This is a genomic window from Larkinella sp. VNQ87 (assembly GCF_049445795.1).
GTDB lineage: Bacteria > Bacteroidota > Bacteroidia > Cytophagales > Spirosomataceae > Larkinella.
The window spans coordinates 28,177-55,131 of sequence record NZ_JBMSDT010000011.1; the positions used below are offsets into that span (position 1 = coordinate 28,177).

General features: G+C 51.3%; 23 protein-coding genes. 11 read left to right on the forward strand and 12 right to left on the reverse strand.

Annotated elements, in window-relative coordinates; translation table 11 throughout:
• Nucleotides 1–133 precede the first annotated feature (133 nt).
• The 3 genes from ACO2Q8_RS19365 to ACO2Q8_RS19375 all read left to right on the forward strand — a co-directional run bounded on the left by ACO2Q8_RS19365 (nt 134) and on the right by ACO2Q8_RS19375 (nt 3,063).
• Nucleotides 134–1,420 (forward strand): acyltransferase family protein, encoded by a 1,287-nt coding sequence (locus tag ACO2Q8_RS19365; protein WP_423346501.1) that lies wholly within the window; start codon nt 134–136, stop codon nt 1,418–1,420.
• A gap of 126 nt (nt 1,421–1,546) precedes the next feature.
• The gene (locus tag ACO2Q8_RS19370; RefSeq protein WP_423346502.1) at nt 1,547–2,440 is read left to right on the forward strand and encodes an ROK family protein; all 894 of its coding nucleotides are present in this window, start codon (nt 1,547–1,549) and stop codon (nt 2,438–2,440) included.
• 53 nt (nt 2,441–2,493) lie between these two features.
• A complete protein-coding gene (locus ACO2Q8_RS19375) occupies nt 2,494–3,063 on the forward strand; it encodes a D-sedoheptulose-7-phosphate isomerase (RefSeq protein WP_423346503.1) in 570 nt (189 codons plus the stop codon).
• Nucleotides 3,064–3,135: 72 nt separating this feature from the next.
• On the opposite strand, the gene ACO2Q8_RS19380 is transcribed toward ACO2Q8_RS19375, so the two are convergent.
• The 3 genes from ACO2Q8_RS19380 to ACO2Q8_RS19390 all read right to left on the reverse strand — a co-directional run bounded on the left by ACO2Q8_RS19380 (nt 3,136) and on the right by ACO2Q8_RS19390 (nt 5,793).
• Nucleotides 3,136–3,861: a sulfite oxidase-like oxidoreductase gene (locus ACO2Q8_RS19380; protein WP_423346504.1), complete on the reverse strand. Its 726-nt coding sequence runs from the start codon at nt 3,859–3,861 to the stop codon at nt 3,136–3,138.
• A gap of 97 nt (nt 3,862–3,958) precedes the next feature.
• Entirely contained in the window at nt 3,959–4,819 is an 861-nt protein-coding gene (locus ACO2Q8_RS19385) for a DJ-1/PfpI family protein (RefSeq protein WP_423346505.1), read from the reverse strand.
• A complete protein-coding gene (locus ACO2Q8_RS19390) occupies nt 4,816–5,793 on the reverse strand; it encodes a GlxA family transcriptional regulator (protein ID WP_423346506.1) in 978 nt (325 codons plus the stop codon). Before ACO2Q8_RS19390 ends, ACO2Q8_RS19385 begins: the two co-directional genes overlap by 4 nt.
• 271 nt (nt 5,794–6,064) lie before the next feature.
• On the opposite strand from ACO2Q8_RS19390, the gene ACO2Q8_RS19395 reads away from it, so the two are divergent.
• Nucleotides 6,065–7,204: a thioredoxin-like domain-containing protein gene (locus ACO2Q8_RS19395; RefSeq protein WP_423346507.1), complete on the forward strand. Its 1,140-nt coding sequence runs from the start codon at nt 6,065–6,067 to the stop codon at nt 7,202–7,204.
• Complete coding sequence (locus ACO2Q8_RS19400; protein WP_423346508.1) at nt 7,201–8,310, forward strand: redoxin domain-containing protein; 1,110 nt, start codon at nt 7,201–7,203, stop codon at nt 8,308–8,310. The genes ACO2Q8_RS19395 and ACO2Q8_RS19400 overlap by 4 nt, the downstream gene beginning before the upstream one ends.
• A gap of 141 nt (nt 8,311–8,451) precedes the next feature.
• On the opposite strand, the gene ACO2Q8_RS19405 is transcribed toward ACO2Q8_RS19400, so the two are convergent.
• Together ACO2Q8_RS19405 and ACO2Q8_RS19410 are read right to left on the reverse strand one after the other, a co-directional pair.
• A complete protein-coding gene (locus ACO2Q8_RS19405) occupies nt 8,452–8,937 on the reverse strand; it encodes a hypothetical protein (protein ID WP_423346509.1) in 486 nt (161 codons plus the stop codon).
• A gap of 171 nt (nt 8,938–9,108) precedes the next feature.
• The gene (locus tag ACO2Q8_RS19410) at nt 9,109–11,640 is read right to left on the reverse strand and encodes a YfhO family protein (protein WP_423346510.1); all 2,532 of its coding nucleotides are present in this window, start codon (nt 11,638–11,640) and stop codon (nt 9,109–9,111) included.
• A gap of 265 nt (nt 11,641–11,905) precedes the next feature.
• Here ACO2Q8_RS19410 and ACO2Q8_RS19415 point away from each other — a divergent pair, with 265 nt between their 5' ends.
• Nucleotides 11,906–12,487, forward strand: coding sequence for a Uma2 family endonuclease (locus ACO2Q8_RS19415; RefSeq protein ID WP_423346511.1), 582 nt, complete (start codon nt 11,906–11,908; stop codon nt 12,485–12,487).
• Between the two features lie 165 nt (nt 12,488–12,652).
• Here the strand turns inward: ACO2Q8_RS19415 and ACO2Q8_RS19420 are convergent, their stop codons facing one another.
• Nucleotides 12,653–15,070 (reverse strand): endonuclease MutS2, encoded by a 2,418-nt coding sequence (locus ACO2Q8_RS19420; RefSeq protein WP_423346512.1) that lies wholly within the window; start codon nt 15,068–15,070, stop codon nt 12,653–12,655.
• A gap of 228 nt (nt 15,071–15,298) precedes the next feature.
• On the opposite strand from ACO2Q8_RS19420, the gene ACO2Q8_RS19425 reads away from it, so the two are divergent.
• Nucleotides 15,299–16,171, forward strand: coding sequence for a hydroxymethylglutaryl-CoA lyase (locus tag ACO2Q8_RS19425; RefSeq protein WP_423346513.1), 873 nt, complete (start codon nt 15,299–15,301; stop codon nt 16,169–16,171).
• Nucleotides 16,172–16,239: 68 nt separating this feature from the next.
• Here the strand turns inward: ACO2Q8_RS19425 and ACO2Q8_RS19430 are convergent, their stop codons facing one another.
• Complete coding sequence (locus ACO2Q8_RS19430) at nt 16,240–16,764, reverse strand: hypothetical protein (protein ID WP_423346514.1); 525 nt, start codon at nt 16,762–16,764, stop codon at nt 16,240–16,242.
• Nucleotides 16,765–16,938: 174 nt separating this feature from the next.
• Here ACO2Q8_RS19430 and ACO2Q8_RS19435 point away from each other — a divergent pair, with 174 nt between their 5' ends.
• Together ACO2Q8_RS19435 and ACO2Q8_RS19440 are read left to right on the forward strand one after the other, a co-directional pair.
• Nucleotides 16,939–17,265, forward strand: a complete 327-nt coding sequence (locus ACO2Q8_RS19435) for a HesB/IscA family protein (RefSeq protein WP_423346515.1) — start codon at nt 16,939–16,941, stop codon at nt 17,263–17,265.
• Between the two features lie 83 nt (nt 17,266–17,348).
• Entirely contained in the window at nt 17,349–21,104 is a 3,756-nt protein-coding gene (locus ACO2Q8_RS19440; RefSeq protein ID WP_423346516.1) for a sensor histidine kinase, read from the forward strand.
• A gap of 9 nt (nt 21,105–21,113) precedes the next feature.
• Here ACO2Q8_RS19440 and ACO2Q8_RS19445 read toward each other — a convergent pair whose 3' ends face one another.
• A complete protein-coding gene (locus ACO2Q8_RS19445; RefSeq protein ID WP_423346701.1) occupies nt 21,114–21,692 on the reverse strand; it encodes an HNH endonuclease in 579 nt (192 codons plus the stop codon).
• 349 nt (nt 21,693–22,041) lie between these two features.
• Here ACO2Q8_RS19445 and ACO2Q8_RS19450 point away from each other — a divergent pair, with 349 nt between their 5' ends.
• Entirely contained in the window at nt 22,042–22,404 is a 363-nt protein-coding gene (locus tag ACO2Q8_RS19450) for a CoA-binding protein (protein WP_423346517.1), read from the forward strand.
• 112 nt (nt 22,405–22,516) lie between these two features.
• Here ACO2Q8_RS19450 and ACO2Q8_RS19455 read toward each other — a convergent pair whose 3' ends face one another.
• The 4 genes from ACO2Q8_RS19455 to ACO2Q8_RS19470 all read right to left on the reverse strand — a co-directional run bounded on the left by ACO2Q8_RS19455 (nt 22,517) and on the right by ACO2Q8_RS19470 (nt 25,608).
• The gene (locus ACO2Q8_RS19455; protein ID WP_423346518.1) at nt 22,517–23,518 is read right to left on the reverse strand and encodes a 3-oxoacyl-ACP synthase III family protein; all 1,002 of its coding nucleotides are present in this window, start codon (nt 23,516–23,518) and stop codon (nt 22,517–22,519) included.
• A 3-nt stretch (nt 23,519–23,521) separates the two neighbouring features.
• Nucleotides 23,522–23,779: a phosphoribosylformylglycinamidine synthase subunit PurS gene (gene purS / locus ACO2Q8_RS19460; RefSeq protein ID WP_423346519.1), complete on the reverse strand. Its 258-nt coding sequence runs from the start codon at nt 23,777–23,779 to the stop codon at nt 23,522–23,524.
• A gap of 61 nt (nt 23,780–23,840) precedes the next feature.
• Nucleotides 23,841–24,524: a CDP-diacylglycerol--serine O-phosphatidyltransferase gene (pssA, locus tag ACO2Q8_RS19465; protein ID WP_423346702.1), complete on the reverse strand. Its 684-nt coding sequence runs from the start codon at nt 24,522–24,524 to the stop codon at nt 23,841–23,843.
• Nucleotides 24,525–24,618: 94 nt separating this feature from the next.
• The gene (locus ACO2Q8_RS19470) at nt 24,619–25,608 is read right to left on the reverse strand and encodes a 2-hydroxyacid dehydrogenase (RefSeq protein ID WP_423346520.1); all 990 of its coding nucleotides are present in this window, start codon (nt 25,606–25,608) and stop codon (nt 24,619–24,621) included.
• Nucleotides 25,609–25,834: 226 nt separating this feature from the next.
• Between ACO2Q8_RS19470 and dinB the strand changes: the two genes are divergently transcribed.
• Nucleotides 25,835–26,914 (forward strand): DNA polymerase IV, encoded by a 1,080-nt coding sequence (gene dinB / locus ACO2Q8_RS19475; RefSeq protein WP_423346703.1) that lies wholly within the window; start codon nt 25,835–25,837, stop codon nt 26,912–26,914.
• The last annotated feature ends 41 nt before the right edge of the window (nt 26,915–26,955 follow it).

The following is a 26,955-nucleotide window of genomic DNA, read 5'->3' on the forward strand; positions in this document are numbered from 1 at the left end:
TGGCGTGCGTAGTTCTCGCGATTTAACCGAAACAAGAAAATTAAAATTGTCTGTTAATTGGTACCATTTTTGGTGCTTTTTCTTGTACCCATCGAAAAGAACAACGAGTAAGGCTAGATTAGCCACCTGAAAAATGATTGTCAATGCTCCCAAGCAATACACCTTAGATGCGCTAAGGGGTTTTGCGGCTACTGTTATCCTGCTGTATCACGTTATTGAATACGGAACCTTTCTAGATCCTAACTATTCTCCCGGTTTTTTTAGATATTTCGGTAGTTCCAATGAGGGACACCTTCGGGTTTTGCTCCTGTTTGTTATTTCCGGAACCGTCATCACGCTCAGCAATCAGAATTTTGATCAATCAAAAATCATAACGTACCTACGGAAGCGGTTTATTCGTTTGTATCCAATCTACGTAATCGGTTTAATAGCCGCTTTGTCATTTGGGTTTTCTCATTATTCAGCTTTTACAATCATCGGTAATTTTCTGTTTCTGGATGTTTTGTTTACCGATGTTATTCTGGAAAATGGTCCAATCTGGACCTTACATTATGAAATACTGTTTTACTTACTTTTTATACCCATCGCATTAGTGAGGGTAAATCCGGTTGTTGTATTCACTACATCGATTACTGTGGGTCTGGTAAATTTTCTGGTTATCAGTAAGTTTCTGGAAATACGGATTATCACTTCCTATTGTTTCGGATTTGCGTTTTGGTCGTTAGGTATGATCATCGTCAGGTATTTTTCAAGCTCGCGGACACTACCTGATAACTATTCCAGCCTGCTCAGTTATCTATTTCTTATTTTATCTATCCCTGGTCTGAATGCATTGAAATTGTGGTTGTACGATCTGGCGTATAAGCATTTGACCTTTCCCATTGAATATCCATTTGATGGCAATATTAATAACTGGTTCAGGTCGGCCTTTATCTTCTCGGATTTTTCGTATTTGCCGTATTGTTTTCTGGCTATTATCTTGTTTTCCGGATACCATTTTAAAGGTAAAAATTTGATTTTACTGTCTGTGCAGCTTCTGCCCTTACTGTACGTATATCAGATATTGAATAAGGGTGAAAGTCTGGATGTAGATAAAATGGCTGTTCCTTCCATTTTCTATGGGTTTAGTCTTATTTTCTTCTTTGCTAAATCAAAACTCATAGAAAGAATAGCCAGGAAGGTCATTAAGTCGTTTATCTGGTTTGGTCAAATTTCTTACGGAATCTATATTATTCATATTCCGATTCTGATTGCCATTCATACGATCTCCTTATTCTCCGGATCTGCCTTTTCATTCTTTGGACGACTGGTCATTTATCTGGCTTTTACGATTTCTGCCTCCTATTTCCTGGAGCGAATTTTTCAACCGATTATTGCTGCATCTCTTACGAATAAGTCGGTCCTTGCTCCCAAAGTGTAGCCATTTGGGTCGGGAATTGGGCTTTTTTGTTTGAAGCATCTTCAGTGTGGCTCCCAAATAGATCGCTTGCCGTACGCGTTTTCTTGTTTATTTTGGCCCACCGGATTAGTAATCCGGTTTTTGGTCATGAATCTTGGTATTGAAATTGGCGGCACAAAACTGCAACTCGTTGCGGGGGAAGGTGCCAACATCCGGCATCACATTCGGTATGCAGTCGATAAAGGACGGGGCGCTGCCGGTATCTTACAACACATCGAAGCAACGATCCGGCAACTCCCTGATGCCCTTGACGCCGTAGGAGTGGGTTTTGGTGGCCCCGTCGACATCCGGACGGGCTGCATTGCTACCTCGCATCAGATTACGGGCTGGTCGGGATTCAATCTGGCCGACTGGCTCCGACAACGTACCGTGGCCCGGCAGATTCGTATTGAAAACGATGCCAACGTGGCGGCTCTGGGCGAAGCGCTGCACGGTGCCGGACGCGGTTTTGGTCATGTTTTTTACGTGACCCTGGGCAGTGGCGTCGGGGGCGGTATGGTGATCGATGGCCGGATTTATCACGGTGTTTCGCCCGGCGAAACGGAAATTGGTCACATTCGACTGGACAAAGCCGGGACAACGCTGGAATCGGTCTGCTCGGGCTGGGCCGTCGACCAGGAAATTCGCCGGGCCATCAGCGGACTTTCGGACCGCTCCGTTCTGAAGCAGTTGGTCGGTACGGCTACGGCGGGAGAAGCCCGGTTTTTACGGGAAGCCTTCGACCAGGGCGACGAAACCGCTCGGCAGATTTTGAACCGCATCGCCGACGATCTGGCTTTTGGTTTATCGCACGTAGTCCACCTGCTGCACCCCGACGTACTTGTACTGGGCGGTGGCCTTTCGCTGACCGGCGAACCCCTGCGGGCGGCTGTCGAAAACCGCTTACTGACTTACCTTATGGAGGCTTTTCAACCCGGTCCGACGGTGCGGCTGGCCGAATTGGGCGAAAATACCGTGCCGATCGGCGCGCTCAGTTTGTAATTGACCCCGACGATGCGGTTAGAAACCGCTTATTTCTGACTTTCTACGAGTATATGCAAACGTATTTTGAACAGTATTTAGTCCATCACCAGGCTGCTATCGACTCCATTCCGGTCGATCAGGTGGAGCGTATCGTTACGCTGCTGAAAACATGCTGGGAAGAAGACCGGCAATTTTTTGTATTTGGCAACGGCGGTAGTGCGGCCAATGCCTCCCATTTCATCACCGACCTGGGCAAGGGCGCTTCGGATAAGCTGGGCAACCGGGGCGACGGTCGCCGGTTTCGTTGTCTGTCCCTAAACGACAATACCGCCTGGCTGACGGCACTGGGCAACGATTATTCCTACGACGACGTGTTCGTGGGGCAGCTCCAGAACTACGCTAATCCCGGCGATCTGGTCCTGACGATGAGCGTCAGCGGGAGTTCGCCCAACCTGGTGAAAGCCGTGGAATGGGCCAACGACCACGGCCTGACCACCGTGGCGCTGGTAGGTGGCAAGCGCGGCAAACTGGCCGATCTGGCGCATGAAGTCATCGTCATCGACTCCGAGCACTACGGCCGCGTCGAAGACGCCCACATGACCATCTGCCACATGCTGTGTTATGCCTTTATGGAGAATTAAGAGTTAAGAGTTAAGAGTTGCGCTGCGACTAGTGAATGCGTTAGCCAACTCATGACTCATAACTCTTAATTCCTAACTGTATCGATCGTTTCGCCAGGGGTAGGCGGTGTTGGAGTAGCCGCGTTGTTCCCAGAAACCCAGGCGGTTTCCGGCCAGGAATTCGATACGTTTGATCCATTTGGAACCTTTCCAGGCGTAAAGCTGGGGCGTAATCATCCGGACGGGGCCGCCGTGTTCGCGCGGGAGCGGGTGGCCTTCAGCGGTATGGACGAGCAACACATCCGGTTTCAGGGCTTCTTCCAGCGACAGGTTGGTGGAATAACCGTCGAAACCGTAGCACATGACGTGTGTGGCGGTTTCCTTCGGCATCACCAGTGCGGCCAGGTCGGCAAACCGCACGCCCACCCACGGCACATCCAGCTTCGACCAGGTCGTCACGCAGTGAAAATCACTAATATCGTCGGTTTGGGGCAGGGCCATAAAATCCGCCCACTTCAGCCGGACCGGATGTTCCACTTCGCCGTCGATGGCGAGCTGCCATTTGTCGAGCGGAATGTTGGGATGGTGGCCCAGATCCAACACCGGCCATTTTTTCGTAACGGTCTGACTTTTGGGTATTTTCGGCATGCCGTGGCGGTTCGGCGGGCCGGAACCCAGCGGCTTATTCGGTCCGTCGATATGATCAGCCATCGAAGGGGTGTTCTTCATGGCTTCTTCAAACCGATGTTTCAGCTTCATGCGGGCGTCGATGATGCGGTCGAGTTTGTCGGAGTCGGGGGCGGTTTCGTCTGGTTCCATGCGATTGGCGTTTGCTGGATAACGGCAAGTTAACAGTTCTGGTTTTCGGGACGAAAAAAAACACGCACCCATCCACCACGGTGGGTGATTCTAACGCCTACTTATTCTCGGCCGCAACCTTTGGCTTCACGATCAGGCCTTCCCCGGGCTTCCACTTGTCATATTCCATGTAGCGGGCAGTCTGGGTAGCGACAGCCTGTCCCATTAATTTCGACACGACGTGCAGGGCCCCATCAATTCCTGCCGAAACACCCGCCGTTGTGATGATTTGGCCGTTGTCAACAAAACGGGTATTCGCCAAAATCTCGGCTTTGGGTGTTGCCCGTTGCAGGGTTTCGATGTAGGAATGAAAGGTCGTCGCCTGCTTCCCGTCCAGCAGGCCCGCTTTGGCCAGTAGTCCGGCACCCGTACAAACCGATAGGGTGATCTCGGTTTGAGGGGCCGTGTTTTTAATCCAATCAATCAGGGGCTCGTTCGTAAGGAACGGTCCGGTTTTACCTCCTGGTATGACCAGAATGTCCGGTTTAGGGCAATCGGTCAGGCTATAGGTTGGGGTTATTTTAACGAATCCCTGACTAATGATCGGTTCTTTCGTAAGCGAGACGGTGTATACATTGAACCCTTTCGTAGAAGCAAAGACCTCGCTGGGGCCGGCAAAATCCAGAATCTCAACGCCATCGTGAATAAAAATGGCTACGTTCCGCTTTTTACCTTGCTTCGTGGTTTGCGGCAGGGAGTCCATCGGGGCGATGATACGTTGGAAAAGGGGCAGGCCAGCCTGTTGAGAACGGCCGGTTTTTTCGAACCGCTCTACATCACCGTCACTGTCGCAGAGATCGTAATAGTAAGCCATCAGGGCATCGTTCGGAGTCAGGTTCATAGCCAACATGGGGCTGCCCGCTAAACCGAGCCAACCGGCCACGAATACAGACAATCGGAAAGAAAGAATGAGTTTCATGCGTTTATGAATTGAGTGGAGATAACGGTTTTGCTGTTGTTTGCCGATTCAACTCGCTGCCAGATTCGGCGTAACTGGCGGGCATCCTGGAAACCACACTGCTCGGCAATGGCTTCCATCGTCATACCCGGATTGTGCCGCAGCGTACGGGCTCGTTCCAGCCGTAGTAGCGTGGTATAATCATGAATGGAAATCCCCGTTTCTTTTCGAAACGTTCGGGTCAGGTTACGGGTACTCATACCGGCCACCTCAGCCAAGGTATCTAACGTGGCCCTTGTTTTCAGATTGGCAATCAACCAGTCCTGCAATTGGTGAACGGCCACGTTCATATGGTTGCGGTAATCGAGGTAAATGCTTTTCTGCGAATGGTTGGGGCCGCGACGCACATAGACGACCAACTCCCGGGCTATCTTGGCTGCAAAAAGGGACCCCTGTTGCACTTCCAGAATCGCCAGCGCCAGGTCGATACCGGCAGTAATTCCCGCACTGGTATAGATCCCGCCATCCTGGACGAATAACTGATCGTGCTGGGTAACAATCCGTGGATAGGTCGTTTGCAGTTCCGCTACGCGTTTCCAATGGGTCGTGCATTTTCGGCCATCCAACAGGCCTGTCTGAGCCACTAAAAATGCGCCCGTACAAACCGAGCAGAGGATAACGCCCTGGCGATGCTGCTCCCGGAGCCAGGCCAGGAAATCGAGCTCCGCCTTCAGTTCAGCAGACCGGATATACGTCATATCCATGCCTGGGATGAAGATCAGATCGCCGGGTTGAGGCTGTAGTTGGGTAAAGGGTTGCACAGGCCCCACCGCCAGGCCTGCTGTGCTGACAAGCTGGTTTTGAAACGAACAATACCGTAATCGATACGGAGCGCCATACGCAACGGCTTCGTAGAAGACCTGAACGGGGCCGGCCAGATCCAAAACGTGTACATAAGGCGGCACAACAAAGATGACCTGTTGAGTGGACGACATGGGCTAACGGAGTCAAGCCATAAAGGTAGGCGATGCCCGGCGTTCATTCGAGCCAAACACCGGACATTTTGGGCCAAAAACGAAGAGACTCAACGATCGCTGCTGTGTGCTCATTTCGGCGAAACCGGTTAACCTCTGCAATCCGTTGGCAGTTGCTGCGGAAACGCAGTCAATCGGTTGATTGCCAAAAAAAACGTTCAACGGGCAGATCGTTTCGAAAGATTACTATATTTATAGTTGAAAGTACGCGTAACCCCTAAACTTTTTCCCTATGAAATCGCTGCGAACCTATGCGCTACTGGCCTGGGTAACCTTACACTCCCTGCTAGCCTGCCGCGAAGACAAACCGATTCAAATCAGCGGTCGTCTGGAAAACATGCCGGACGGGGAGATGATCTTTTACACCCGCGATCGGAAAACCGGTCACATCGTGCCGATGGACTCCTGTCCGTTTGTCAAAGGGCGGTTTACGCAATTACTTTCGGCCAAAAAATACCCCGAATCCATCCGGGTGTTCATGAAACATCGGGAAGTTAAAACGGGAACGTTGCGCGTGTTCAGTTTTCGCACCAACCTGAAATACCGGGGAAGTTCGCTGAGTCTCGACCATTTTATGTTGGAAGACGGCATTCAAATCAACGGGAAGGTTTCCGAAGATACGTTTCTCGGATTTCGAGCGAACAAATCGTTTAAATTGGTCTCAATTGACCGGTCTATCATTCCGGGTCTGCAAACACAAGTTGCCTATAACGATACCGTAGGCTTCGGAAACCTGACCAGCATCGCGCGGATTAAGCAGTTGGTGGCGCAACACCCGTATTCGTATTACTACCTCTACGAACTGGAACGCCGGGTGGGGGATTTTTCGAATGCTGGCTTTCGAACGGTTTTTGCGTCCTTCGATCAGGACGTACAGCAGAGCGAAACCGGACAACAACTGCTGGATTACGTCAACCGACGCGACGAAAAACGACTGACCTTCGCGACCACCCTGCCGGATTCTCAGGGGCAGGCGCAGGTGGTTCTGGACAAAACCGCCCCGTATAACCTGGTGGTGTTGTGGGCGTCCTGGTGCGGTCCGTGTCGGCAGGAAATTCCCGAACTAAAGCAGTTATATGCCCGATTTGGGCATACCCGCCCGGGGCCAACGAAGCGGCTGCACCTGGTATCGGTATCGGTCGATGAAAACCGGGAAGCCTGGCTGAAAGCGGTCCAACAGGAGCAAATGCCCTGGAAGCAGTTACTGCTGGCCGGAGAAAATAAAGTTTTTGCCCGGGAACTCTTTCAGTTCAACGGCAGCATTCCCACGATGTTGCTCGTCGATCAGCACGGGAAAACCGTCAGGAAATGGGTGGGGAATGATGGAACTGCATTCATTGCTGTTACTGACCTGATCAACGAAACTCTATGAAGCCTTACCTACTGATTGCAGTGCTTCTAAATCCAGGGTTGCTCTGGGCTCAGAGTAACGTTTACAAGGTTGAAGGCCAATTAGGGAAGGGGCAACCAAAAGCAAACGTTTCTGTACGCTACATAGTGGAAAAAACAAAAACCGTACATTGGGATTCGTCCCGGATCGAGAATGGGACGTTTGTCGTGACAGGAACAGTCGATCAGCCTCATTATGCGTGGCTGGCCATTGACGATAACCGCATCCGTTTCTATCTGGAACCGGGTACCATTACGGTGACTAGCCCTGACTCCATTCAAAACGCGGTTGTGGGTGGATCACCGATGAACATTGATAATCAGAAGCTGAAACAACTGCTCAAGCCGATTGAAACGCAATCGGCTCAGATAGAGCAACTTCAGGCCAATACGCCGGAATCAAAAAAAGATAAAGCGTTTGAAGAAGCTATTGAGAAGCAAAAAGATGCCCTTTTTGACGCACAGAATGCTATTAAAGCTCAGTTTGTTAAAGACCATCCAACGTCGATGCTGAGTCTGTATATCCTGGATCAATATACAGATCTAAATCATGATTTTCCTACATTGGAACCGCTGTTCAACAACCTTTCGAACGCGATTAAAACCAGCAAGCCCGGCAAAGAATACGCAAAAAAGCTGTCTCTGATTCAAGCCACTTCGGTTGGGGCGTTGGCACCTGATTTTACCCAGGCTGATACGTCAGGGAAAGCCGTATCCTTGAGTAACTTTCGAGGAAGATACGTGCTGGTTGATTTTTGGGCGAGTTGGTGCGGTCCCTGCCGGACCGAAAATCCGAATCTGGTCAAAAATTTCCATCAATACCAAGACAAAAACTTTACCGTATTAGGGATTTCACTGGATGGACATGAGGGGAAAGCAGCCTGGATGAAGGCTATTCATAAAGACCGTCTTGCTTGGACGCACGTCTCAGACCTAAAGGGTTGGGATAATGAGGTAGCGAAGCAATACGCCATTCGGCTGATTCCTCAAAATTTCTTGATAGGTCCTGATGGGAGAATCCTTGCAAAAAATATCCGGGGGGAAGCTTTAGGGAAAAAACTAGCTGAAATTTTCACCAGTAAGCCTTAATAAGTGAACAGTTTAGATTGAGATAAGCCGCACCTAGCTGGATATTGGAAAGGGAGATGTTCAGGCATGTCGGGTCTATCTCTGAGTCCGTCAGTACCTGAGCAATAGGTGTTAGCCAACGTGGTGATTGGTATATCTAATTTAAGATTGTTCAGGTCGTATATCAAGAATTTTTTCGAAGTTTTTTTTCAGCCCATTGGTCATCAAGATTATGGTACCAAGAATAATTGGCCCGAAAATCGGATAAGAAATAAGGAGAAAAAGCTCGCTTTGAGTATTGATTGTAGTCTTTATACTGAACAGTTCAATAATGAATAAAATAGCAAGTAAATGATGAAGAAAAACTAAGCCTAGATTGGGGTTTAATTGAATTGTGATAATGGTTTTTTCTCTTTGTGCAGAAATTTGCCCTTGAAGATAGACAAACTTATTGCCAAATATCCCATTGATATACCCTAATGTCCATTTGTGAAAAAAGAGAAAGGAATAGTCCTCGTTAAGTTTCCCCGTAATATTATCTGAAAAATCCCGCCAACTTCTGGTCGTAATTTTGGAAAAATCATCTACTGTATCTCCAAATGACTTGTTAATTGCGTATGTATATTTTCTTCTAAATAGTATATCCATTCGCTATTACAAGCTAAATCCTATTGCTTCGATTTTAAACTCTCTGATTTAACCTAGAGAAGTAACCATAAAATTTTTCCAAATCACACTTTAATGGATATTTCTTACAAGACAAAATAGGTAAATATCATAGATGGTTGTGAATATCTGCCCTTTACAAAACCTGCCGTTTTAAACCGCTTTCTTCCGGTTTTCAAGAAACACCGCTGTTCCAATAAAAGCGATAATCAGCAGCGAACTGATCAGGTCGACTACTTTGCCGACGCGGATCGAAATCGGGTCGAATTTGAAGACGATGGTGTGTTTGCCCGGCGGAATCCGCATAGCCCGCAGCACGTAATTGGCCCGCAGGTGTGGCACTTCCTTCCCATCGATCGTCGCCTTCCATTCATCCCGGACGTTGTAGTAGATCTCCGAAAAAACCGCCAGTTGCTCGCTCGTCGCGTTGCTTTCGTAGGTCAGTTCGTTGGGTTTGTAGCTCGTCAGCCGAATCGAATTGGCCGAATCCGGCCGGATGGTCAGGCCGTTCAGTTGCCCGGCAAACCGCTGATCGACCACTGCCGACCGGCGGGTATCCAGACTATCCAGCGCCTGCATTTCGGCGTTGGCGTTCGGAACCAGTTTATAGTTTTCCACAAACCAGGCGTTGCCGAGCGCGCCCGGATTCATCTGTGCTGTCGGTGGCCCCGGCGCCTGCTGCGGGTTGGTCGACTGCGGCTGCGTCAGGAAATATTTCGTATTCAGCATGTTGATGACGTTGTACGCATTCGGTGTCGTGGGGTTTTCGCGCAGGTTCCGGTAAATCTGAAACTCGGCCAACTCCTGATACCGGCGCATTTTGGCGGCATGGTACCCGCCGAGCGATTTGTGAAAGTACGAGGCCTTGGCATCGCTCATGAAGCTGGTCGTCAGGTCGAGCACCCGGAAATCCAGCGACTTGTCGGCCAGAATCTGCTCATCGGCGGGCGTCGGTGTGATGGTTTCCTGAATCGCCTGTTTATTCACGAAATCGTCGTTGTTGAAATACCGCTTATCAATGCCGAACAGGTCGAAAATGACCAGTGCCAGCAAAACCGGGTAGAAGATCGCTGGTTTGATGCGGTCGCGGACGTACAGCCAGATGAGCCCGCCGACCAGCAAAATCAAAATGGCTGACCGGAACGCGTCGGACCGGAGCATGCCGATCCGGTCGTCGACTATTGCGGCCATTACCTGGTTGGCGAGGTCTTTATTTTGCAATCCCTGTTCTAAACTGCCCGCAAACGCTTCGTCGTTGGCCCCCCGGAACGATTGGAAAACCGTCGGCAGCAGCGCCATGAGCAGCGACAATCCGGCCGTGATGCCCAGGCTGATCAGCAACGGACGGTTCAACTGTGCGGCCGTCAGCTTTTTGTCCACGATTTGTTTCAGGGCCAAAATACCCAGCAACACCAGCGGCAACTGCGCCAAGGTCAGCGTCATCGTTACCGCCCGGAATTTGTTGAAACCGGGGAAATAGTCGAAGAACGTGTAATTAAGCGCCGGAAGGTTTTTGCCCCAGGCCCAGCCGATGAACAGGAGCGCAATCGCCAAGGCCCACCATTTCAAGCGACCGGGCACGATCAACAGGCCGAGCACAAACAGGAAGATCACAATAGCACCCGCGTAGGCCGGTCCGGTTTGGCTGTAAAGGTTGCCGTGATACAGCGGCAGTTGTTGCACAAATTGTTGGGCCATTGTCGGATCGACGCCGATGCCCGTCATTTTTTTGTACGTTTCCGAGTCCGTCGACAGCGAGCCGACCGACGGCCCCCCGGCGTAATTCGGAATCAGCAGCGTGAACGTTTCGCCAATACCGTAGCTATACTGAAAGGCGTAATCCTTACCTAAACCGTCTTCGGTATTGGTCCCGGAAGCTGCCGGGGCACCGGTTTCGGATTTTGGCGTGATGGTCAGTTCGGATTTGCCACGGGTCGTTACGGTCACATAATCAGCCGCGTTCCAAAGCCGGGTGGTGTGCGTACCGACCGCCAGCAGCGCGGCCACGGCCAGCGAAGAAAGCGACAATACCAGCGGTCGAACCCGGCCTTCGCGGATGGCGGCTACGCTCTCGATCAGGACGTAAATCACCAGACCAATCGCCAGGTAGTAGGTGATTTGGACGTGGTTGGCGTAAAGTTCGAGGCCCAGAAAGAGGGCTGTCAGTGCGGCTCCGGCCAGGTAACGGCCCCGCAGTGCCATCACGACCCCGGCCACAATGCCCGGCGCGTAGGCCAGCGCCAGAATCTTGGAAACGTGCCCGGCTTCCAGGCTGAGCAGGTGGTAAGACGCAAAACTATACGCCACCGCCCCCACGGCCGACAGCCAGACGTTGGCCCCCAGCGCCAGCATCAGGACGTAGCCGCCGATCATCAAAAGCCAGATGTAATTGGCGGGATCAGGCAGTAAGAGGTTGATGTATTGGCCGAGCTTGTGAGTCAGGCTGGTGGGGTAGTCGCCGGAAATCATGTAGGCAGGCATGCCGCCGAACATGCTGTTGGTCCACCAGGCCCATTCGCCGGTTTCTTTATGGTAATCAACCACTTCGCGGCCAGCCGCCACGGACTGAATGATGTCGTGCTGGTTGAGTCGTTTGCCTTTCAGAACCGGTGAGCAGTAAATGACGGCCAGAAGCGCAAAGCCGAGAACGGCGATCAAATGGGGGAGAAAGCGTTTGAAATTCATACAACGGGTAAGGTGTAAAGCGCAAAGCCGCTTCAGAAATAACGGGTAAAGAAACGGTTTTTTCCAACACGGCGAAAACCGGGGACGTCACTTTTTGCGTGATTTGCCGCCTTTCAGCGCTTTCCAGATAACGAAAAAAGCACTGATCACTGTCTAAGCAGCAGACCGTCAAAGCAAGAGAAAACCGGATTTTTCCGGAAAAGATATGACTTTCTAAAGCGCGGACCGTCTAAGCGGAAAGTATTGACCTGAATTTGGTAGCTTTATGGAAGCAAGAAAGTACGATTTCACGATGGTGACTACGAAGAAGAAACGGTACACGTTTGAAGAATACGAAGCCCTGGAACGGGCTGAAGGTGTTCGCTACGAATACATCGATGGCGAAGTATTCGCGATGGCCGGAACGACCAAGCGACATAATACCATCGTTCTGGCGTTTGCCAGAGCACTATTTCCTTTCGCCCAAAAAAGCGGTTATGCGGTTTTTACCGAAAGCATCAAGCAGAAGCTGAGAACCGGCGAGAAATACGTTTATCCGGATGTGATTTACACCTGCGAACCGGCGGATCTGGCCGATGATTCGGAAACCGTGGTCCGGTCGCCATCTTTGCTGATTGAGGTCGTCTCGGAGTCTTCGCTACGGACCGACAGCTACAACAAGCGGCTCGAATACTTCAAAATCCCGTCGTTGCAATACTACCTGCTCGCTTCCCAAACCGCCCCCGTCGTGGAGGTCTACGAACGTTCGGCAGACTTCTGGAAATACACCATTTACGAAGGACTCGACACCACGATTTCGCTGGAAAAACTGGGCATTACGATTTCGCTGGCAGAAGTCTTGAATTAGAAAACATGAATTGTCTTGAACCTGGATTACACGGATTAAAGGATTAACTCGTCTTGAACTTGGATTACACGGATTAATGGATTAACTGGGATATAAAAGGTAAAGATTGCGGTAGCCAATCCTCTTCATCTTTTCATCCGTGTAATCCGAGTTCAAGACGACCGTTTACTTCATTCGCACCACCGTCACCCCGGCACCGCCCCGGTCGGCGTGTTCGTCCTGTAGGGAGGCCACTTGCGGGAAGGTGCGCAGGTGATTCCGAACCAGCGTTCGCAGAATGCCATCGCCTTTACCGTGCACGATCCGGAGTTCAGGATAGCCGAGCATCAGGCCGTTGTTGATGAAACTGTCGAGTTCGACCAGCGCTTCTTCGCCCCGTTTGCCCCGGATGTCGAGGTTGAAGCTAAAATTCATCATCTTCTCGTTTAGATCGATGCCCTGCACGCGCGGTCGGCTCGATTCGCCCACGGCTTCCTTGTATACTTTCCGGCTCACTTTTTCGAGCCGGTTTAGTTTAACCGTGGATTTAAGGTCGCCAATCCGGATTTCGGCGTCTTTGCCGCGCAGGGCCAGTACCTCGCCGATAGTGGTTTGCCCCTTGATCCGGACGAAACTGCCCACGCCAATGGCGCTGTTGTCGGGTAGATACTCTTCCGATTCGGTCCGGTTTGGGGTTGGCTCGTCAACCAGCGTGTCGGTTTTCAGCTCTTTTTTCTCAAACTGTTCCAGTTCCTGCCGGACCAGCCGGGTCGTGTCGCGGTCGGCTTTGTTCTCCTTGATTTCCCGAATCGTGTTTTCGATGCGCTGGTTGGCTTCGGCGACGAGTGCTTTGGCTTTCTGCTTGGCTTCGTTCAGCAGCCGCTTCTGGTCGTTGTCGAGCCGGGTTTTCAGGGCGGTTGTTTCAGCCAGTTGTTGCGCCAGTTTGCGCTGGTTGATACCGATCTCCAGGTTTTTTTCGGCAAAAACCCGCTTCTCAATGTCCAGTTCTTTCAGCAGTTTTTCCAGATTCACCTGCTGCGACCCCAGTTTTTCCTTAGCCCGGTCGATAACGGCTTTGGGCAGGCCGATCTTCGACGCAATCTCGAAGGCAAACGAACTGCCCGGCCGGCCGATTTCAAGTTCGTAGAGCGGTTCGAGGTGTTCGCCGTCAAATCGCATCGCGCCGTTGACGAGTCCGGCGGTTTTGTCGGCAAAAAGTTTCAGGTTCGTGTAGTGCGTGTTGATGACCCCGTACGCCCCCGATTTCGTCAGTTCTTCCAGGATGGCTTCGGCAATGGCCCCGCCCAAACCGGGTTCGGTGCCGGTCCCGAATTCATCAATGAGAAAGAGCGTTTTGCGGTTCGACAGCGTCACAAACGCCTTCATGCTCGTCAGGTGCGAGCTGTAGGTGCTGAGGTCGTTTTCCAGCGATTGCTCGTCGCCAATGTCGATGAACAAATTCTGGAAAATCCCGGCGGTCGAGCCTTCGATGACCGGGATCAGCAAACCGCTCTGGAGCATGTATTGCAGCAAGCCGATAGTTTTGAGGGCCACCGATTTCCCGCCCGCGTTCGGTCCCGAAATGATCAGGATTCGCTGGCTGGCATCAAGCAACAAGGTCAGTGGCACCACTTTTTTGCCCTGTTTCTGAAACGACAGATGCAGTAGCGGGTGCCGGGCCTGGAGCCAGTCGACCAGCGGCTGATTGACCAGTTTGGGCATATCGGCGTCGATCTGAACGGCCAGTTTGGCCTTGGCCCGGATGAAGTCGATCAGGCCCAGAAAGGTGGTCGCGCGTTGCAGTTCGGGTAGGAAAGGCCGGGCAATATCGGTCAGCTCGCGCAGGATGCGGGCCACTTCGCGCCGTTCTTCGTATTCCAGTTCGCGGATTTCGTTGTTGGTGTCGAATACTTCCGCCGGTTCGATAAAAACCGTCTGGCCCGTGGACGATTCATCGTGAATGAAGCCCTTCAGCCTCCGTTTGTGTTCGGACGAAATCGGAATCACCACCCGACCATTTCGGATCGTGAGCGAAATGTCGTCGGGCATCCAGCCCTGCTGGCGGGCATTTTTCATGATGCTCTCCATCTTTTTCCGCAACCCGGCCTGTTCGGTGATGATGCGTCGGCGGATGCTGGCGAGTTCGGGCGAAGCCGAGTCGCGGACGTGGCCCCGGTCGTCGATGACCCGTTCGATGGCGTCGGTCAGTTTCTTGTCGACTGTGATGCTGTCGGCCAGTTCGGTTAGGTACGGATACGTTTCTTTATCCTTGTCGGCCAGAAACCGCAGGCATTGCTGGATGGTCCGAAGGGTCAGTTTCAGGTCGAAAAACTCCGCTTCGGTCAGCATCATGCCTTCAATCCGGATTTTGCTGAGCTGCGGCCGGATATCGAGGTAGTTGGAAGCCGGAAATTCCGGTTCGTACTGCACGATGGTCTTGAACTCGGCCACCTGCCGGAGCATTTTATCGATGAGCTGGAAATTATCGGAAAACCGGATTTTGTCGACATACGACTGCCCCAGTGGACTCAAACAAGCCTCCCGGAGCAGGTCGCGGATTTTATCGAAACCCAGTTTTTGTTCAAATGAATCAGGGTACAGCATTTAGTTGTTTGTTTCTCGTACCCACGGACTTTAGTCCGTGTTTTTACGGCTAACTTTTTCGAGTAGAAAGCTAAAAAACACGGACTAAAGTCCGTGGGTACGTAAGGGGTAACAGTTACTTCCGGCGGGCGGTTCTCTTTTGGAAAAGAAAACCGCAAAGCTACGGACGTACCGGCAATTTTGGTTGGATTCGCTATTTTTCTATGCTGAAAACCGTCATCTTGCAGCATGGATTCGTTTAAACTGATCGAATGCCCGCGCGACGCCATGCAGGGGTTGCACGACTTCATCCCGACGGCCGACAAAATCCGGTACCTGAACGCGTTGTTGCGGGTCGGCTTCGATACGCTCGACTTTGGGAGCTTTGTTTCGCCCAAAGCCATTCCACAACTCCGTGATACGGCCGAGGTGCTGGCGGGCCTGGATCTGACCGAAACCCGGACGAAATTACTAGCCATAGTCGCCAACGTTCGCGGGGCCGAACAGGCGGTTTTGTTTCCTCAGATTCAGTTTCTTGGCTTTCCGCTCTCGGTTTCGGAAACCTTTCAGCTTCGGAACACCAACAAAACCATCGAACAGGCGTTCTCGGAGGTCGAAGCTATCCAGGACTTGTGTCAGCAGCACGGCAAACAACTGGTTGTTTACCTGTCGATGGGCTTTGGAAATCCGTATGGCGACCCGTATAACCCGGACGTGGTCGGGCAGTTTACCGAGCGACTGGTTCAACGGGGTATTTCGATTATTGCTCCGTCTGATACCGTAGGTTCCTCGACCCCCGAAGGCATCGAAACGTTGTTTTGGTATCTGCTCAAAACCTTTCCTGACGTTGAGTTTGGAGCGCATCTGCATTCTCGGCCCGAACAGGTTGCCGAAAAAGTCCGGGCGGCTTTACGGGCGGGTATCCGGCGCATCGACGGGGCACTGCACGGTTTTGGTGGTTGCCCGATGGCGGCTGACGACCTGACCGGTAATTTGCCCACGGAACAAATTGTTCTCCAGCTTAAGCAAGCCGGTATTCCGTTGGCGATCAACCGCGATCGGCTGGCCAAAGCGCTGGAACTGTCGGCCGAGGTGCTGGGTTCCCGTACCCACGGGCTTTAGCCCGTGTTTTTTGAGTTTATTCCAACTAATTGGTCATACCAACTCACACGGGCTGAAGCCCGTGGGTACTAGAGGAAAACCGCCTGCACTTCGTCCTTAACGGCTTTTAGCCCGGCGGCCGTCGGCTGTACCTCTTTCTGAATGATGTTGTCGAAAATCTTTTTGGACAAGTCCAGGGCGGGGGCTTCGGGCGCTACTTCGCTGGCCGATTCGTTGATGAGCACCACCACCTCGTTCATGGCGTTCTGCACGGCTTCCCAAACCGGCTGGCTCATGTAAATCTGCTGCGACACGTTGTGGTTATATTCTTCCCGGATGTCGCGTAACAGCACTTGCTGAAATTCCAGGGCCACGGCGGCTTGTCCGCTCAACCGCAGCAGCAGGTTGCTGGGCGTAATCCGTTCCAGAAACAGAACCATGCGTTCGTAAGCCTGTAACCGCAAGGGAGTGACTTCGCTGGCATAGCGGTTTTTAACCTCGACGCGTTGTTTTTCGGCTTCCCGTTCCAGCATCAACCGGACTGTTACAAACATTCCGTACAGCACCAGCCCGGCGGGGACAATGAGTTTTACTAATTCAGCAATAACTTCCATACGTATTTTTTCAGTTACTGTTCCTTATCGCTTTCCCGGTTGGTCGGTTAATTCTTGAAAGAAACCCTTGTTTGAACCGGAACCTAAAACCTTAGGAGGAAAACCGTAAACGGTTGCCTATATTGTGAGGCAAAGTTTGTAAATTTCACTCAGCAAACGGAATTTTTACTTAGTATGTTTCTTTCAAGTATCGAAAATCCGGTTCGACTGACGCCCGCTGCCCGGGATCAGATTCAGGATACGTTACGGACCAATAAAATTCCCGAAACCTATGGATTGCGAGTCGGCATTCGGGGAGGAGGGTGTGGTTCGTCGTGGATGCTTGGGTTCGATCAGCCGGGCCAGGGGGACGAGGTGTTTGAAGTGGATTCGGTTCGGGTGATTATTGATAAAAAACACCTGCTCTACGTCCTGGGAGTTGAAGTTGGCTACGAAAACGCGGAGGGAGAACGTGGTTTCACCATTGAAAAGCCCGACCGGGTCATATCCGATAACACCTAACTAACGTCAGAAAGGTGCCAGAAAATTTGGCATGATTTTGGGGTTAAATCAGATAAGTGAAAGCCCACTCAGCTCTATTTCTTGTGAGTATACTCAACAAGCATATTTTTCTGATTTTATCCATTCTGGCACTCGGATTGTCGGTCTTCTTCAATTCGGTGTTGGAGAAGGGGGCTATCAGTGCGGCTGATGAGCAATACTTACGGACCACCCAGCAGCGGATTAAAGATGAACTGGACCGTAGTGCCGACGAACTGCAACAGGTCCGGGAGCAACTTCAGGAACATAAACCACCCTATACGTTTTCCGCGTTAAGGCTTGAAACGAAGTATCCTTACTACATTTTTAGCAACCAACAACTGCTATTCTGGTCGGATTACCGGTTTATTCCGGATTACAAGCGGCTTCGTAGTGTTATTTACCCTAAATACATAAGCTTCCCCCAGGGCGATTATGTCGTAAACCGGCAGGTGATCAAACAGGGGAAAGAGTTGCTGGAAGTCTTTTCGCTGGTGACGATTTACCGGAGATACCAGTACGAAAACAGTTACTTACGTTCGGGGTATAATCCGGACCTGTTTACGGTAAAGCCCGCCGAGATCAAATCGGAAAAGAGCAGCATTTACCAGAGTATGTATGATTCGACGCCGGTTTTTCTGTTTTCGGTAGTACCTCCGCAGATGGAAGGTTACCAGAACCAGACGTCGCCCGTCAACACGGTCATACTGGTGATGCTGTCGGTTTTTTTCATGGGAATTTACCTCATCCGCAGTACGCTTTCTCTCCGCAGAAGTCGCCATTACGGGGCCGGATTTATTATTCTGGCCCTTTATCTGGTCGTTTTACGGGCGGTAATGCTGTATTTTGGGGTACCCTTTCTGTTTTTTGAATCGTCGTTGTTTAATCCCAGTAAGTTTGGAGCTTCGGTTGTTGCGCCGTCGCTGGGCGACCAGTTGCTGAATTGTCTGGCGCTGGTAGTGCTGTCGCTTTACCTGGCCAATACCTTTTACCGAACCCGCTCGTACTACTGGCTCCTCCGGCAATCCGATGGGGTGAAAATCCTGGTTTCCATCGTTTCGGTGGTGCTCAGCTACGTGGTTTTCTACGGTGCTTACCAGGAACTGAGTACGATTTACGAAAATGCCGAGGTCACGCTCGACATTACGCTGAGCCTTTCATTGACTAGCCTGAAAGTGGCCTGTCTGTTGCTGTTCGTCGGGACGTCTACCGTTTTTTTTCTACTCCAGCATGTGCTGGCGAGCTTGTTTCTCCGGTTGAACCTCACGTACTGGCGCGGGTTGATCTGGTTTGCCATCGGAACGGTGCTGACCGTTGCGGTACTCTGGCAGGGCCTGATGCCTGTCCCCTGGCTTCTGGGCATCCAGGCTGTCTGTTTTCTGGTGCTCTACCTGCCCCGGTTTCCCCGTTCCCTGTATACTTTTCGGTATAAAACGACACTTTACCTGTTCTTTACCGCCCTGATCTGTGCCATTATGGCGACGTCCATCGTGTACATCCAGGGATTGAAGAAAGACTTGATCAACAAACGGAAGCTTGGCGAACAATTGCTGGTAGAAAACGATACATTTGGCGAGTTTCTGCTCAACAAATCCCGTTCGGCCATTATCCAGGACGCAGAACTGAAGCGGGTTATGACCAGCGACACGTTGCTGGTGCGGGAACGGATTCAGCAACGCATAAAATCGATTCACCTTGATAAACACTTCGAACGCTATGGCGTAGAAGTGCTGGTATTTAATTCGTCGCCTTCCGCCAGCGGGCAACAGACGGAAGCCAGTTACAAACGTTATGCCGAGCGGTTTAAGCAGGAGCGCTATCAAACACAATATCCTGATATCTACTTCATTAACGAAGCGGGTAACAACTTTCGCAAACAATATATACAGTTTCTCGACATCCGGCAAGGGAATCAGCTTGTGGGCCATATTGTACTCGATCTTAAATGGAATAGCCAGCATACCAACCATATCAACTCCGAGTTTCTGACCGACCGTAAATTCATTCGGGCGGCAGAAACCCAGGTTTACAGCTATGCGGTCTTTAAACCTCATGAGAAGGATCCTTACACATTCGGAGAGTACAACTATGAACGCCGTTTTCCGGCATCCCTGCTGAAGAATCCGGACTTGTACGAAGACGGTATTTCCTATAACGCCTACAAACACGTCGGTTTGAGTGATGACAGTGGCCGGATCATCGTGATTTCATCGAAAAGCTACCCCGTCCGCAGTATTTTCTCAAATTTCTCGTTTCTGTATCTGATTCTGATTCTATATATCCTGCTGTTGTTCCTGATCTACGCCATTCGCTTCGGATTTTCACAATTTTACATCAGCTATTCTACCAAAACCCAGCTTTACCTGAACGTAGCCTTTTTTTTGCCACTGGTGCTGGTGGTGGCCATTACGTTTGGAGTGATTAGTTCTAATTATGATGTCTATCAGGAAAGTACGTACCTGACCAATGCGAAGAACATTAGCGCCAATTTTTTAACCAATTGGAAACGGTATTTGCAGGCCGATGCCAGTGAAGCCTACATCCAGGAGGAACTACAGAAAATTACACAAGATGACGAAATCGATATCAGTGTATTCGATGTAAAGGGAAATTTGCGCTGTTCGACTCAGCCGCTGGTCTACGAAAGTGGCCATTTGTCCAAACGAATCAATCCGCAGGCCTATATCCATCTGATCGAAGACAAGGAAACCCAGGTTTTGCTGATGGAGTCGCTGGGAACGAAGATGTACCGAACCGCTTATGCGAGTATTAAAGATTACGACGGTCGGTTGCTGGGCATTCTGGCCGTATCACACTTCGGTTCAGAACCCGAACTGGAACATCAGATGATCGATGTCGTGACAACGGCCCTGAGCGTTTTCACCGGCTTGTTCATGATTTTCCTGCTGGTTTCGTACTGGGCGTCTACCGTATTAACAAAACCGCTGAAAATCATTACCCAGAAGATCCGGCGCACAAACCTGGATCGTTTCAACGAACCGCTCGACTGGAAATCCGACGATGAAATCGGATTGCTTATCGGCGAATATAACCGCATGCTGGTGAAGCTGGAAGAGAAAAAACAGGCCCTGTCGCAGAGCGAAAAACAATCGGCCTGGCGGGAAATGGCCAAGCAGGTGGCCCACGAAATCAAGAATCCGCTGACGCCTATGAAGTTAACGCTGCAACACCTTCAGCGTACCCTTCAATCCGATAGCCCGACAGCCCGGCGGGTGTTGCAGCGTACGCTGGATACGCTGCTCGATCAGATCGACAACCTGAGCGACATTGCCACATCTTTTTCTGATTTTGCCAAAATGCCGCTTCCGAAACACGAACTGTTTGAGATTACGTCTGTAATCAACAAAGCAGCCGACCTCTATGCCGATGATGGAAAAATCACTCTCATTCGCGACATTTCTCCTTATCCGGTAATGGTTATGGGCGATCGGCAATTGATCGGCCGTATTCTAACCAACTTAATTATCAATAGTGTACAGTCAGTCCCATCCGACCGGAAACCGGTCATTCATCTCCGGCTCTTGGTTAACGATGAACAGATCAACATTGAAATCCATGACAATGGCGCGGGTGTACCGGAGTCCATCCGGAGCAAGATTTTCCTGCCTAACTTCAGTACGAAGGAAGGAGGGTCAGGATTAGGACTGGCCATTGCCAAACGCGGCATCGAACACGCCGGTGGCAGTATCTGGTTTGAAACCGCAACAGATGAGGGAACTACTTTTTTCATTACGTTGCCCCACGTACCGCCCATTGGTTTGGGGAGTGGCCTAAAAGGCGAGAGTGTGGGGCTGAACTAGAGGAACGGCTTATTCCGTCGGATCTTCGTCGATGGTGACGTGTTTCCAGTTTTCACCCGATCGAATCCGGTTTAGTTGCGTGTGCGTAATTCCAAACTGCTTGGCGATCATCTTCAGCCGGTTCTTCTCGTTTTTCAACAGTTTCTTGATCATTTTCACCTTCGACTCGGTCAGTTTGTAATTTCGAGTCCGTCGCGGCATTTCCCGGTTCAGAATGTTCGGGCTTTTGCGATTGTGTTCAATCATTTCGTCCTTGGTGGCCCATTTCAGGTTCTGGAAATGATTGTTCTTTTTGTCGTGGTCGAGGTGAATCACAAACGTCTGATCAGGACTTTCTCGCGGCACGAAGGCTTCCGCAATCAATTTGTGGAAGTACCGGTTGATGGTCTTCCCACCCGTCCGAATGTTGAGTGAACGATAGCCCTGAATAGTCGAGCCATTGATGAGCGTTCCGTTTTTAGGATCATTCTGGAAGCTTTTCATGCGACCAAAATTTGAAACTTCGTAGTGCGGTGGGTTCTCAACTCCTCCGAAATTGACAGGCACCCATTTCTCATTCCAGTAATTACTGGTTCTTTTCTCACTCATGCGCAGGTTTGATGCGGTTAGTAGGTTAGTGGCCATTTTGTTGAATGGTTAATTAACAGGTTTGCGAATAAAGTGTTGCCTCTAACTCAGCAAAATAACAGTTAAGCAGTTGTAACAGCGTCGCTGTAATCTTTACTACTGATAACTACAACAAAAAAATACGGTAAATTTGTTTAATATTAATACAAAAAAATTAAACAGAATAGTTCTCGCAACTAAATAATATTTTTTTGGATGAACCAGAACGGGAACCGTGCCTATATATACGAAAGTGAAACCGCCCAGGATTTGACGGGGAACTAAACGGATCGTTTGGAGTTATTTAAAAAAGCAATGGTATAAAACAGTCATGAAAAGAACCACCTTGGTGATCGGGGCTTCGGAGAACCCTGAACGCTACGCTCATAAAGCAGCCAACCGGCTTGTTCAGCAAGGACACCCTGTTGAATTAGTGGGCTTACGAACCGGAACAATCCGAGGAAACCCAATCCGGATGGGACAACCCGATCTGGAAGATATCGATACGGTTACCTTGTACGTTTCCGCCCGGAATCAGACCGGGATATACGATTACATCAAAAAGCTGAGACCCCGGCGGGTGATTTTCAACCCCGGAACCGAAAACCCGGCTTTTGAAAAAGAACTGGCGCAACAAGGCATCGAACCCATTGAAGCCTGTACCCTGGTCATGCTCGCAACGGGACAATATTAGGAGTTAAGAATTAAGAGTTAAGAATTAAGAGTTGGCTACGCCGTTTCCTGGTAATATGGCAGCGCAACTCATAACCGCACGGGCGGCCCCGTCTTAATTCTTAACTCTTAATTCAATACTTGATCAGGGCGGAGGCCCAGGTGAAGCCGCTGCCGAACGCGGCCAGGCAGATCAGGTCGCCCGAACGGATGCGGCCCTGTTCCCAGGCTTCGGTAAGGGCGATGGGGAGGGAAGCTGCGGTGGTGTTGCCATACCGCTGAATGTTGTTGAAAACCCGCTCGGGGGGGAGGTTGAGCTGCTGGCGGACGTTTTCCGAAATACGCAGGTTGGCCTGATGAGGAATTAACAACGAGATATCTTCCGGCTGATAGCCATTGGCTTGTAGGGCTTCCTGAATCACTTCCGGAAAGCGGGTTAGGGCGTGTTTCAAAACCGCACTGCCATTCATGGACACGTCAAAACCGCCTTCGTCAACCATTTCTTTTGTGGCCGCACGCGTTGGGCGGCTGCTGCCCGGTTCGCGAACGTACAACTCTTCCGCGTAGCGACCGTCGGCGTGCAGATGGGTCGATAAAAGCCGGTGCTCCGGATCGTCGGTGGCCTGCAACACGGCCGCTCCGGCTCCGTCGCCGAAAATAACCGCTACGTTCCGGCCTTCGGTGCTTTTATTGAGCCAGGTCGACTGAATTTCCGAACCGACCACCAGCACGGTTTTATACATGCCGGTTTTGATGAACTGGTCGGCAATCGACAGGGCGTAAATAAAACCGGAACATTGGTTGCGAATATCGATGACGCCGACTCCTTCGAGACCCAGCTCGCGCTGCATCAAAAAACCGGAACCGGGAAAGTAATAATCCGGCGTGGTGGTCGCATACACGATCAGTTGAATGTCCGAAGGCTGCAAACCGGCGCGGTCGATGGCCATGCGGGAAGCCGCCGTGGCCATGCTCGCGTTGGTATCTTTGCCGTAGGTGAAATACCGCCGTTGTTCAATACCGGTGCGTTCCCGAATCCAGGCGTCCGAGGTTTCCATGTACTGGGTCAGATCCTGGTTCGTGACGACGTTTTCCGGAACGTAGAATCCCAACCCGGCAATGGTCGAATACGTCATGCCTTACGCCTGGGTTTCTTCGATCGAAAAGGTATATTCTTCCATAATCAGGTTGGCCAGCAGTTGCCGACAGGCCGTATCGACGATAGCGCTGGCACTGTCCGACGACTCGGCTTCGACTTCCAGCCGGATGTGCTTGCCAATCCGAACGTCGCCCACCGAATCGATGTGGAGGTTATGCAGACCCAGTTTGACGGCTTTTCCCTGCGGATCCAGAATTTCCTTTTGGGGCATGATGTCAATGTGCGCGATGTATTTCATGATGAAAGAAAGGAATAGAAGAAGCGGAGAGAAGCGAATTCTCATTTTACCTGCGCTAACCTTACTCCTTATGTTTAGCAAAAAATGAAACCAGAATGTATAAAAAGATGATGAGCGGAACGGCCGCGAACTGCAAAAATAGCAACAGAACCGCTGATAGTATCAGAAAAATGAACTTAATCTGGTTTTCGCGCCAGCCAAATGATTTGAACTTAAGCGCCAGCAACGGCAGTTCAGCAACCAGCATGAACGAAAAACCGACCAGGAAATACAGTAGAATCGGATTTTGCCACAGGAACGCAAATTGCGGCTGGTAGTAGCTCATGAGCGGAAAAGCCGCAATCAGCAGGGAGTTGGCCGGAACCGGCAAACCGATGAACCGGTCGGACTGGCGGGTGTCGATGTTAAAGTTGGCCAGCCGCAACGCCGACAGAACCGCAATCAGGTAAGCCAGATACGACCATCTGGCCATACCCGTTGTCCACAGTGCCTGAAAAACAAGGGTCGCCGGTAACACACCGAAGGTGACGACATCGGCCAGTGAGTCGAGTTCTTTGCCAAACGGGCCCGATACCTTCACAAGCCGGGCCACAAAACCGTCGCCAAAATCGAGTAGTCCGGCCAGCAAAATAAGCCAGGCCGCCGTGTCGGAATTACCGCGCAGCGTCATCACCAACCCGACGCAACCACAGAGGAGGTTGCCGCAGGTCATGGCATTGGGCAGGTGTCGGAGTAACGGATTGATGGATTGTTTGGCAAATGATGCCGTAAATCTACGGGAGAGAGTTGGCAACTCAAATTTTAGTGAGAAAAAAGAACGCTTTAGTGACCCGGACGAATTACATCGAGATCTTGCTGATGCCCGGCTGGCGGCTGTTCTGGAAATAAGAAATCTGGAGCAGCAGGTTATGAGCGATCTGTTGCAGAGCCTCTTCGGTCAGAAAGCCCTGGTGGGCCGTCAGGAGAACGCGCGGGTGCAGGCGCAGCCGGTTCAGCTCGTCGTCGGTAATGGGCTGGCCCGAAAAATCCCGGTGAAACCAGCCTTTCTCGCCCGCATAAACGTCCGTGGCATAACCGCCCAATTTTTGGTTATCCAGCGCATTGAGCAGGGCTGCCGTATCGACCAGTTTGCCCCGACCCGTATTGACGACAATCGCCGTCGGTTTTAGTTGGGCAATGGCGTCGGCATTCAAGAGGTTGGCGGTATGGCTATTCAGCGGGCAATGGAACGAGATCACGTCCGACTCGGCCCAAAGTGTCTGGAGCGATACGTACCGGACTCCGCTGTTGAGCAGCCGTAGATTCGGTTTCGGATCAAAGGCGATTACGCGGCAGCCGAAGCCGAGCATGATTTGGCTAAACGCCTGTCCGATCCGGCCGGTGCCGACTATGCCGACGGTTTTGCCGTGCAAATCCTGCCCGGTCAGGCCGTTGATGGAAAAGTTGCCCTGCTGTACCCGCGTATAGGCCTGCGGAATCTGCCGCACGAAACTCATCAGGAGCGCCACGGCGTGTTCGGCCACCGAATAGGGTGAGTAACCGGGCACATGCAAGACGGTCAGGTCGGCTTCCTCGGCCGCTTCCAGATCCACATTGTCGAGCCCGACGCAGCGCATCGCCACCAGCTTAACGCCCTGACTCTTCAGCGCCTGCAAAACCGGGGCGCTCAGATCGTCTTCCACAAACGCACAGACGGCTTCGTAGCCTTTCGCCAGGTGGCAGGAATGCGCGTTCAGGGTTTCTTCCAGAAACGTAATGGCATGATGCCCCTGGTAGCGGGTAAACCAGTCGCGCTCGTAAGCCGCCGTACTAAAAAAGGCAATTTTCATAAGTCAGTGATTGAAAGGTACCCAGGCTCTTAACTGGTTTCTAAACTCAGACAAAAGTAGCCAAACAACGGAAGCGGTTTTATGAGCAGGGTCAGGCCGTTCCCTGATCGTTATCGGATTTGGCGTCCCCAATCGGTTACGAACAACCCGGTGAACGCCGTAAAAGGGTCGGTTCAATGTCGGGAAAAACCGTTATCTTTAAACGGATCAGTTGCAGCAAGTTTTCGTGGATCAATCCAACGCCCGGAAGATTATACACATCGACATGGATGCTTTTTACGCATCGGTCGAACAGCGGGATCACCCGGAATTACGGCAAAAACCGGTAGCCGTGGGAGGCTCCAGCCAGCGGGGGGTTGTGGCTGCAGCCAGCTACGAAGCGCGGCAATTCGGCGTACGGTCGGCCATGGCTTCGTCGGTGGCCATCCGAAAATGCCCCGGATTGATCTTCGTCAAGCCCCGTTTCGATGTCTACAAAGCCGTTTCCGGCCAGATTCGGGCTATTTTTGCTGAATACACCCCATTGATTGAACCGCTCTCCCTGGACGAAGCGTACCTCGATGTAACCGAAAATTTAAAGAACATCGCTTCGGCAACCCGAATTGCCGAGGAAATCCGGGCGACGATTTGGGAACAAACCCGGCTGACGGCTTCGGCCGGGGTGTCGTACAACAAGTTCCTGGCCAAGCTGGCGTCCGATATGCGCAAACCCAACGGGCTATATGTGATCAAACCCAGCCAGGGACTTGCCTTTGTCGAAACCCTGAACGTTAGTCAGTTTCATGGCATTGGCCGGGTTACGGCGGCCCGGATGAATCGACTTGGGATTTTCACCGGCTTGGATTTACGGCAGCAATCTGAAGCCTTTCTGAAACAGCATTTTGGCAAGGCAGGCAGCTTTTACTACGACATCGCCCGGGCGGTCGACCACCGGTCCGTAACCCCCGACCGGCTGCGGAAATCGATCGGGTCGGAAAACACGTTTGAGTACGATTTGACGGAAGAACCGGAATTGACGGCCCGTTTGCAGCCGCTGCTGGATTCGGTCTGGCGAGCCTGCGAACGCATCCGGGTAGTGGGACGTACAGTGACGCTGAAAGTGAAGTTTGCGGATTTTGAACAAATCACCCGCAGCCGCACAACCCTCGGCCCCGTCTCGCAGAAAGCTTTTCTGGACCGCATTGGCCTGGACTTGCTGAAGTCGGTTTTGCCCGTACCGAAAGGGGTTCGCCTGCTGGGAGTTTCTGTTTCGAACCTGGAAGCCACCGAGGAGCAGGCCGGGCAGCAGTTGACCCTGCCTTTTTAGCGTTTAAAGGCCTGAAAGAACCAATTTGTTCGCGTCTCAAA

Bases quoted from the DNA above. Each gene is read 5' to 3' on its own strand.
- ACO2Q8_RS19365 (WP_423346501.1), top strand. From the start codon at position 134: ATGATTGTCAATGCTCCCAAGCAATACACCTTAGATGCGCTAAGGGGT.
- ACO2Q8_RS19370 (WP_423346502.1), top strand. From the start codon at position 1,547: ATGAATCTTGGTATTGAAATTGGCGGCACAAAACTGCAACTCGTTGCG.
- ACO2Q8_RS19375 (WP_423346503.1), top strand. From the start codon at position 2,494: ATGCAAACGTATTTTGAACAGTATTTAGTCCATCACCAGGCTGCTATC.
- ACO2Q8_RS19380 (WP_423346504.1), bottom strand. From the start codon at position 3,861: ATGGAACCAGACGAAACCGCCCCCGACTCCGACAAACTCGACCGCATC.
- ACO2Q8_RS19385 (WP_423346505.1), bottom strand. From the start codon at position 4,819: ATGAAACTCATTCTTTCTTTCCGATTGTCTGTATTCGTGGCCGGTTGG.
- ACO2Q8_RS19390 (WP_423346506.1), bottom strand. From the start codon at position 5,793: ATGTCGTCCACTCAACAGGTCATCTTTGTTGTGCCGCCTTATGTACAC.
- ACO2Q8_RS19395 (WP_423346507.1), top strand. From the start codon at position 6,065: ATGAAATCGCTGCGAACCTATGCGCTACTGGCCTGGGTAACCTTACAC.
- ACO2Q8_RS19400 (WP_423346508.1), top strand. From the start codon at position 7,201: ATGAAGCCTTACCTACTGATTGCAGTGCTTCTAAATCCAGGGTTGCTC.
- ACO2Q8_RS19405 (WP_423346509.1), bottom strand. From the start codon at position 8,937: ATGGATATACTATTTAGAAGAAAATATACATACGCAATTAACAAGTCA.
- ACO2Q8_RS19410 (WP_423346510.1), bottom strand. From the start codon at position 11,640: ATGAATTTCAAACGCTTTCTCCCCCATTTGATCGCCGTTCTCGGCTTT.
- ACO2Q8_RS19415 (WP_423346511.1), top strand. From the start codon at position 11,906: ATGGAAGCAAGAAAGTACGATTTCACGATGGTGACTACGAAGAAGAAA.
- ACO2Q8_RS19420 (WP_423346512.1), bottom strand. From the start codon at position 15,070: ATGCTGTACCCTGATTCATTTGAACAAAAACTGGGTTTCGATAAAATC.
- ACO2Q8_RS19425 (WP_423346513.1), top strand. From the start codon at position 15,299: ATGGATTCGTTTAAACTGATCGAATGCCCGCGCGACGCCATGCAGGGG.
- ACO2Q8_RS19430 (WP_423346514.1), bottom strand. From the start codon at position 16,764: ATGGAAGTTATTGCTGAATTAGTAAAACTCATTGTCCCCGCCGGGCTG.
- ACO2Q8_RS19435 (WP_423346515.1), top strand. From the start codon at position 16,939: ATGTTTCTTTCAAGTATCGAAAATCCGGTTCGACTGACGCCCGCTGCC.
- ACO2Q8_RS19445 (WP_423346701.1), bottom strand. From the start codon at position 21,692: ATGAGTGAGAAAAGAACCAGTAATTACTGGAATGAGAAATGGGTGCCT.
- ACO2Q8_RS19450 (WP_423346517.1), top strand. From the start codon at position 22,042: ATGAAAAGAACCACCTTGGTGATCGGGGCTTCGGAGAACCCTGAACGC.
- ACO2Q8_RS19455 (WP_423346518.1), bottom strand. From the start codon at position 23,518: ATGACGTATTCGACCATTGCCGGGTTGGGATTCTACGTTCCGGAAAAC.
- purS (WP_423346519.1), bottom strand. From the start codon at position 23,779: ATGAAATACATCGCGCACATTGACATCATGCCCCAAAAGGAAATTCTG.
- ACO2Q8_RS19470 (WP_423346520.1), bottom strand. From the start codon at position 25,608: ATGAAAATTGCCTTTTTTAGTACGGCGGCTTACGAGCGCGACTGGTTT.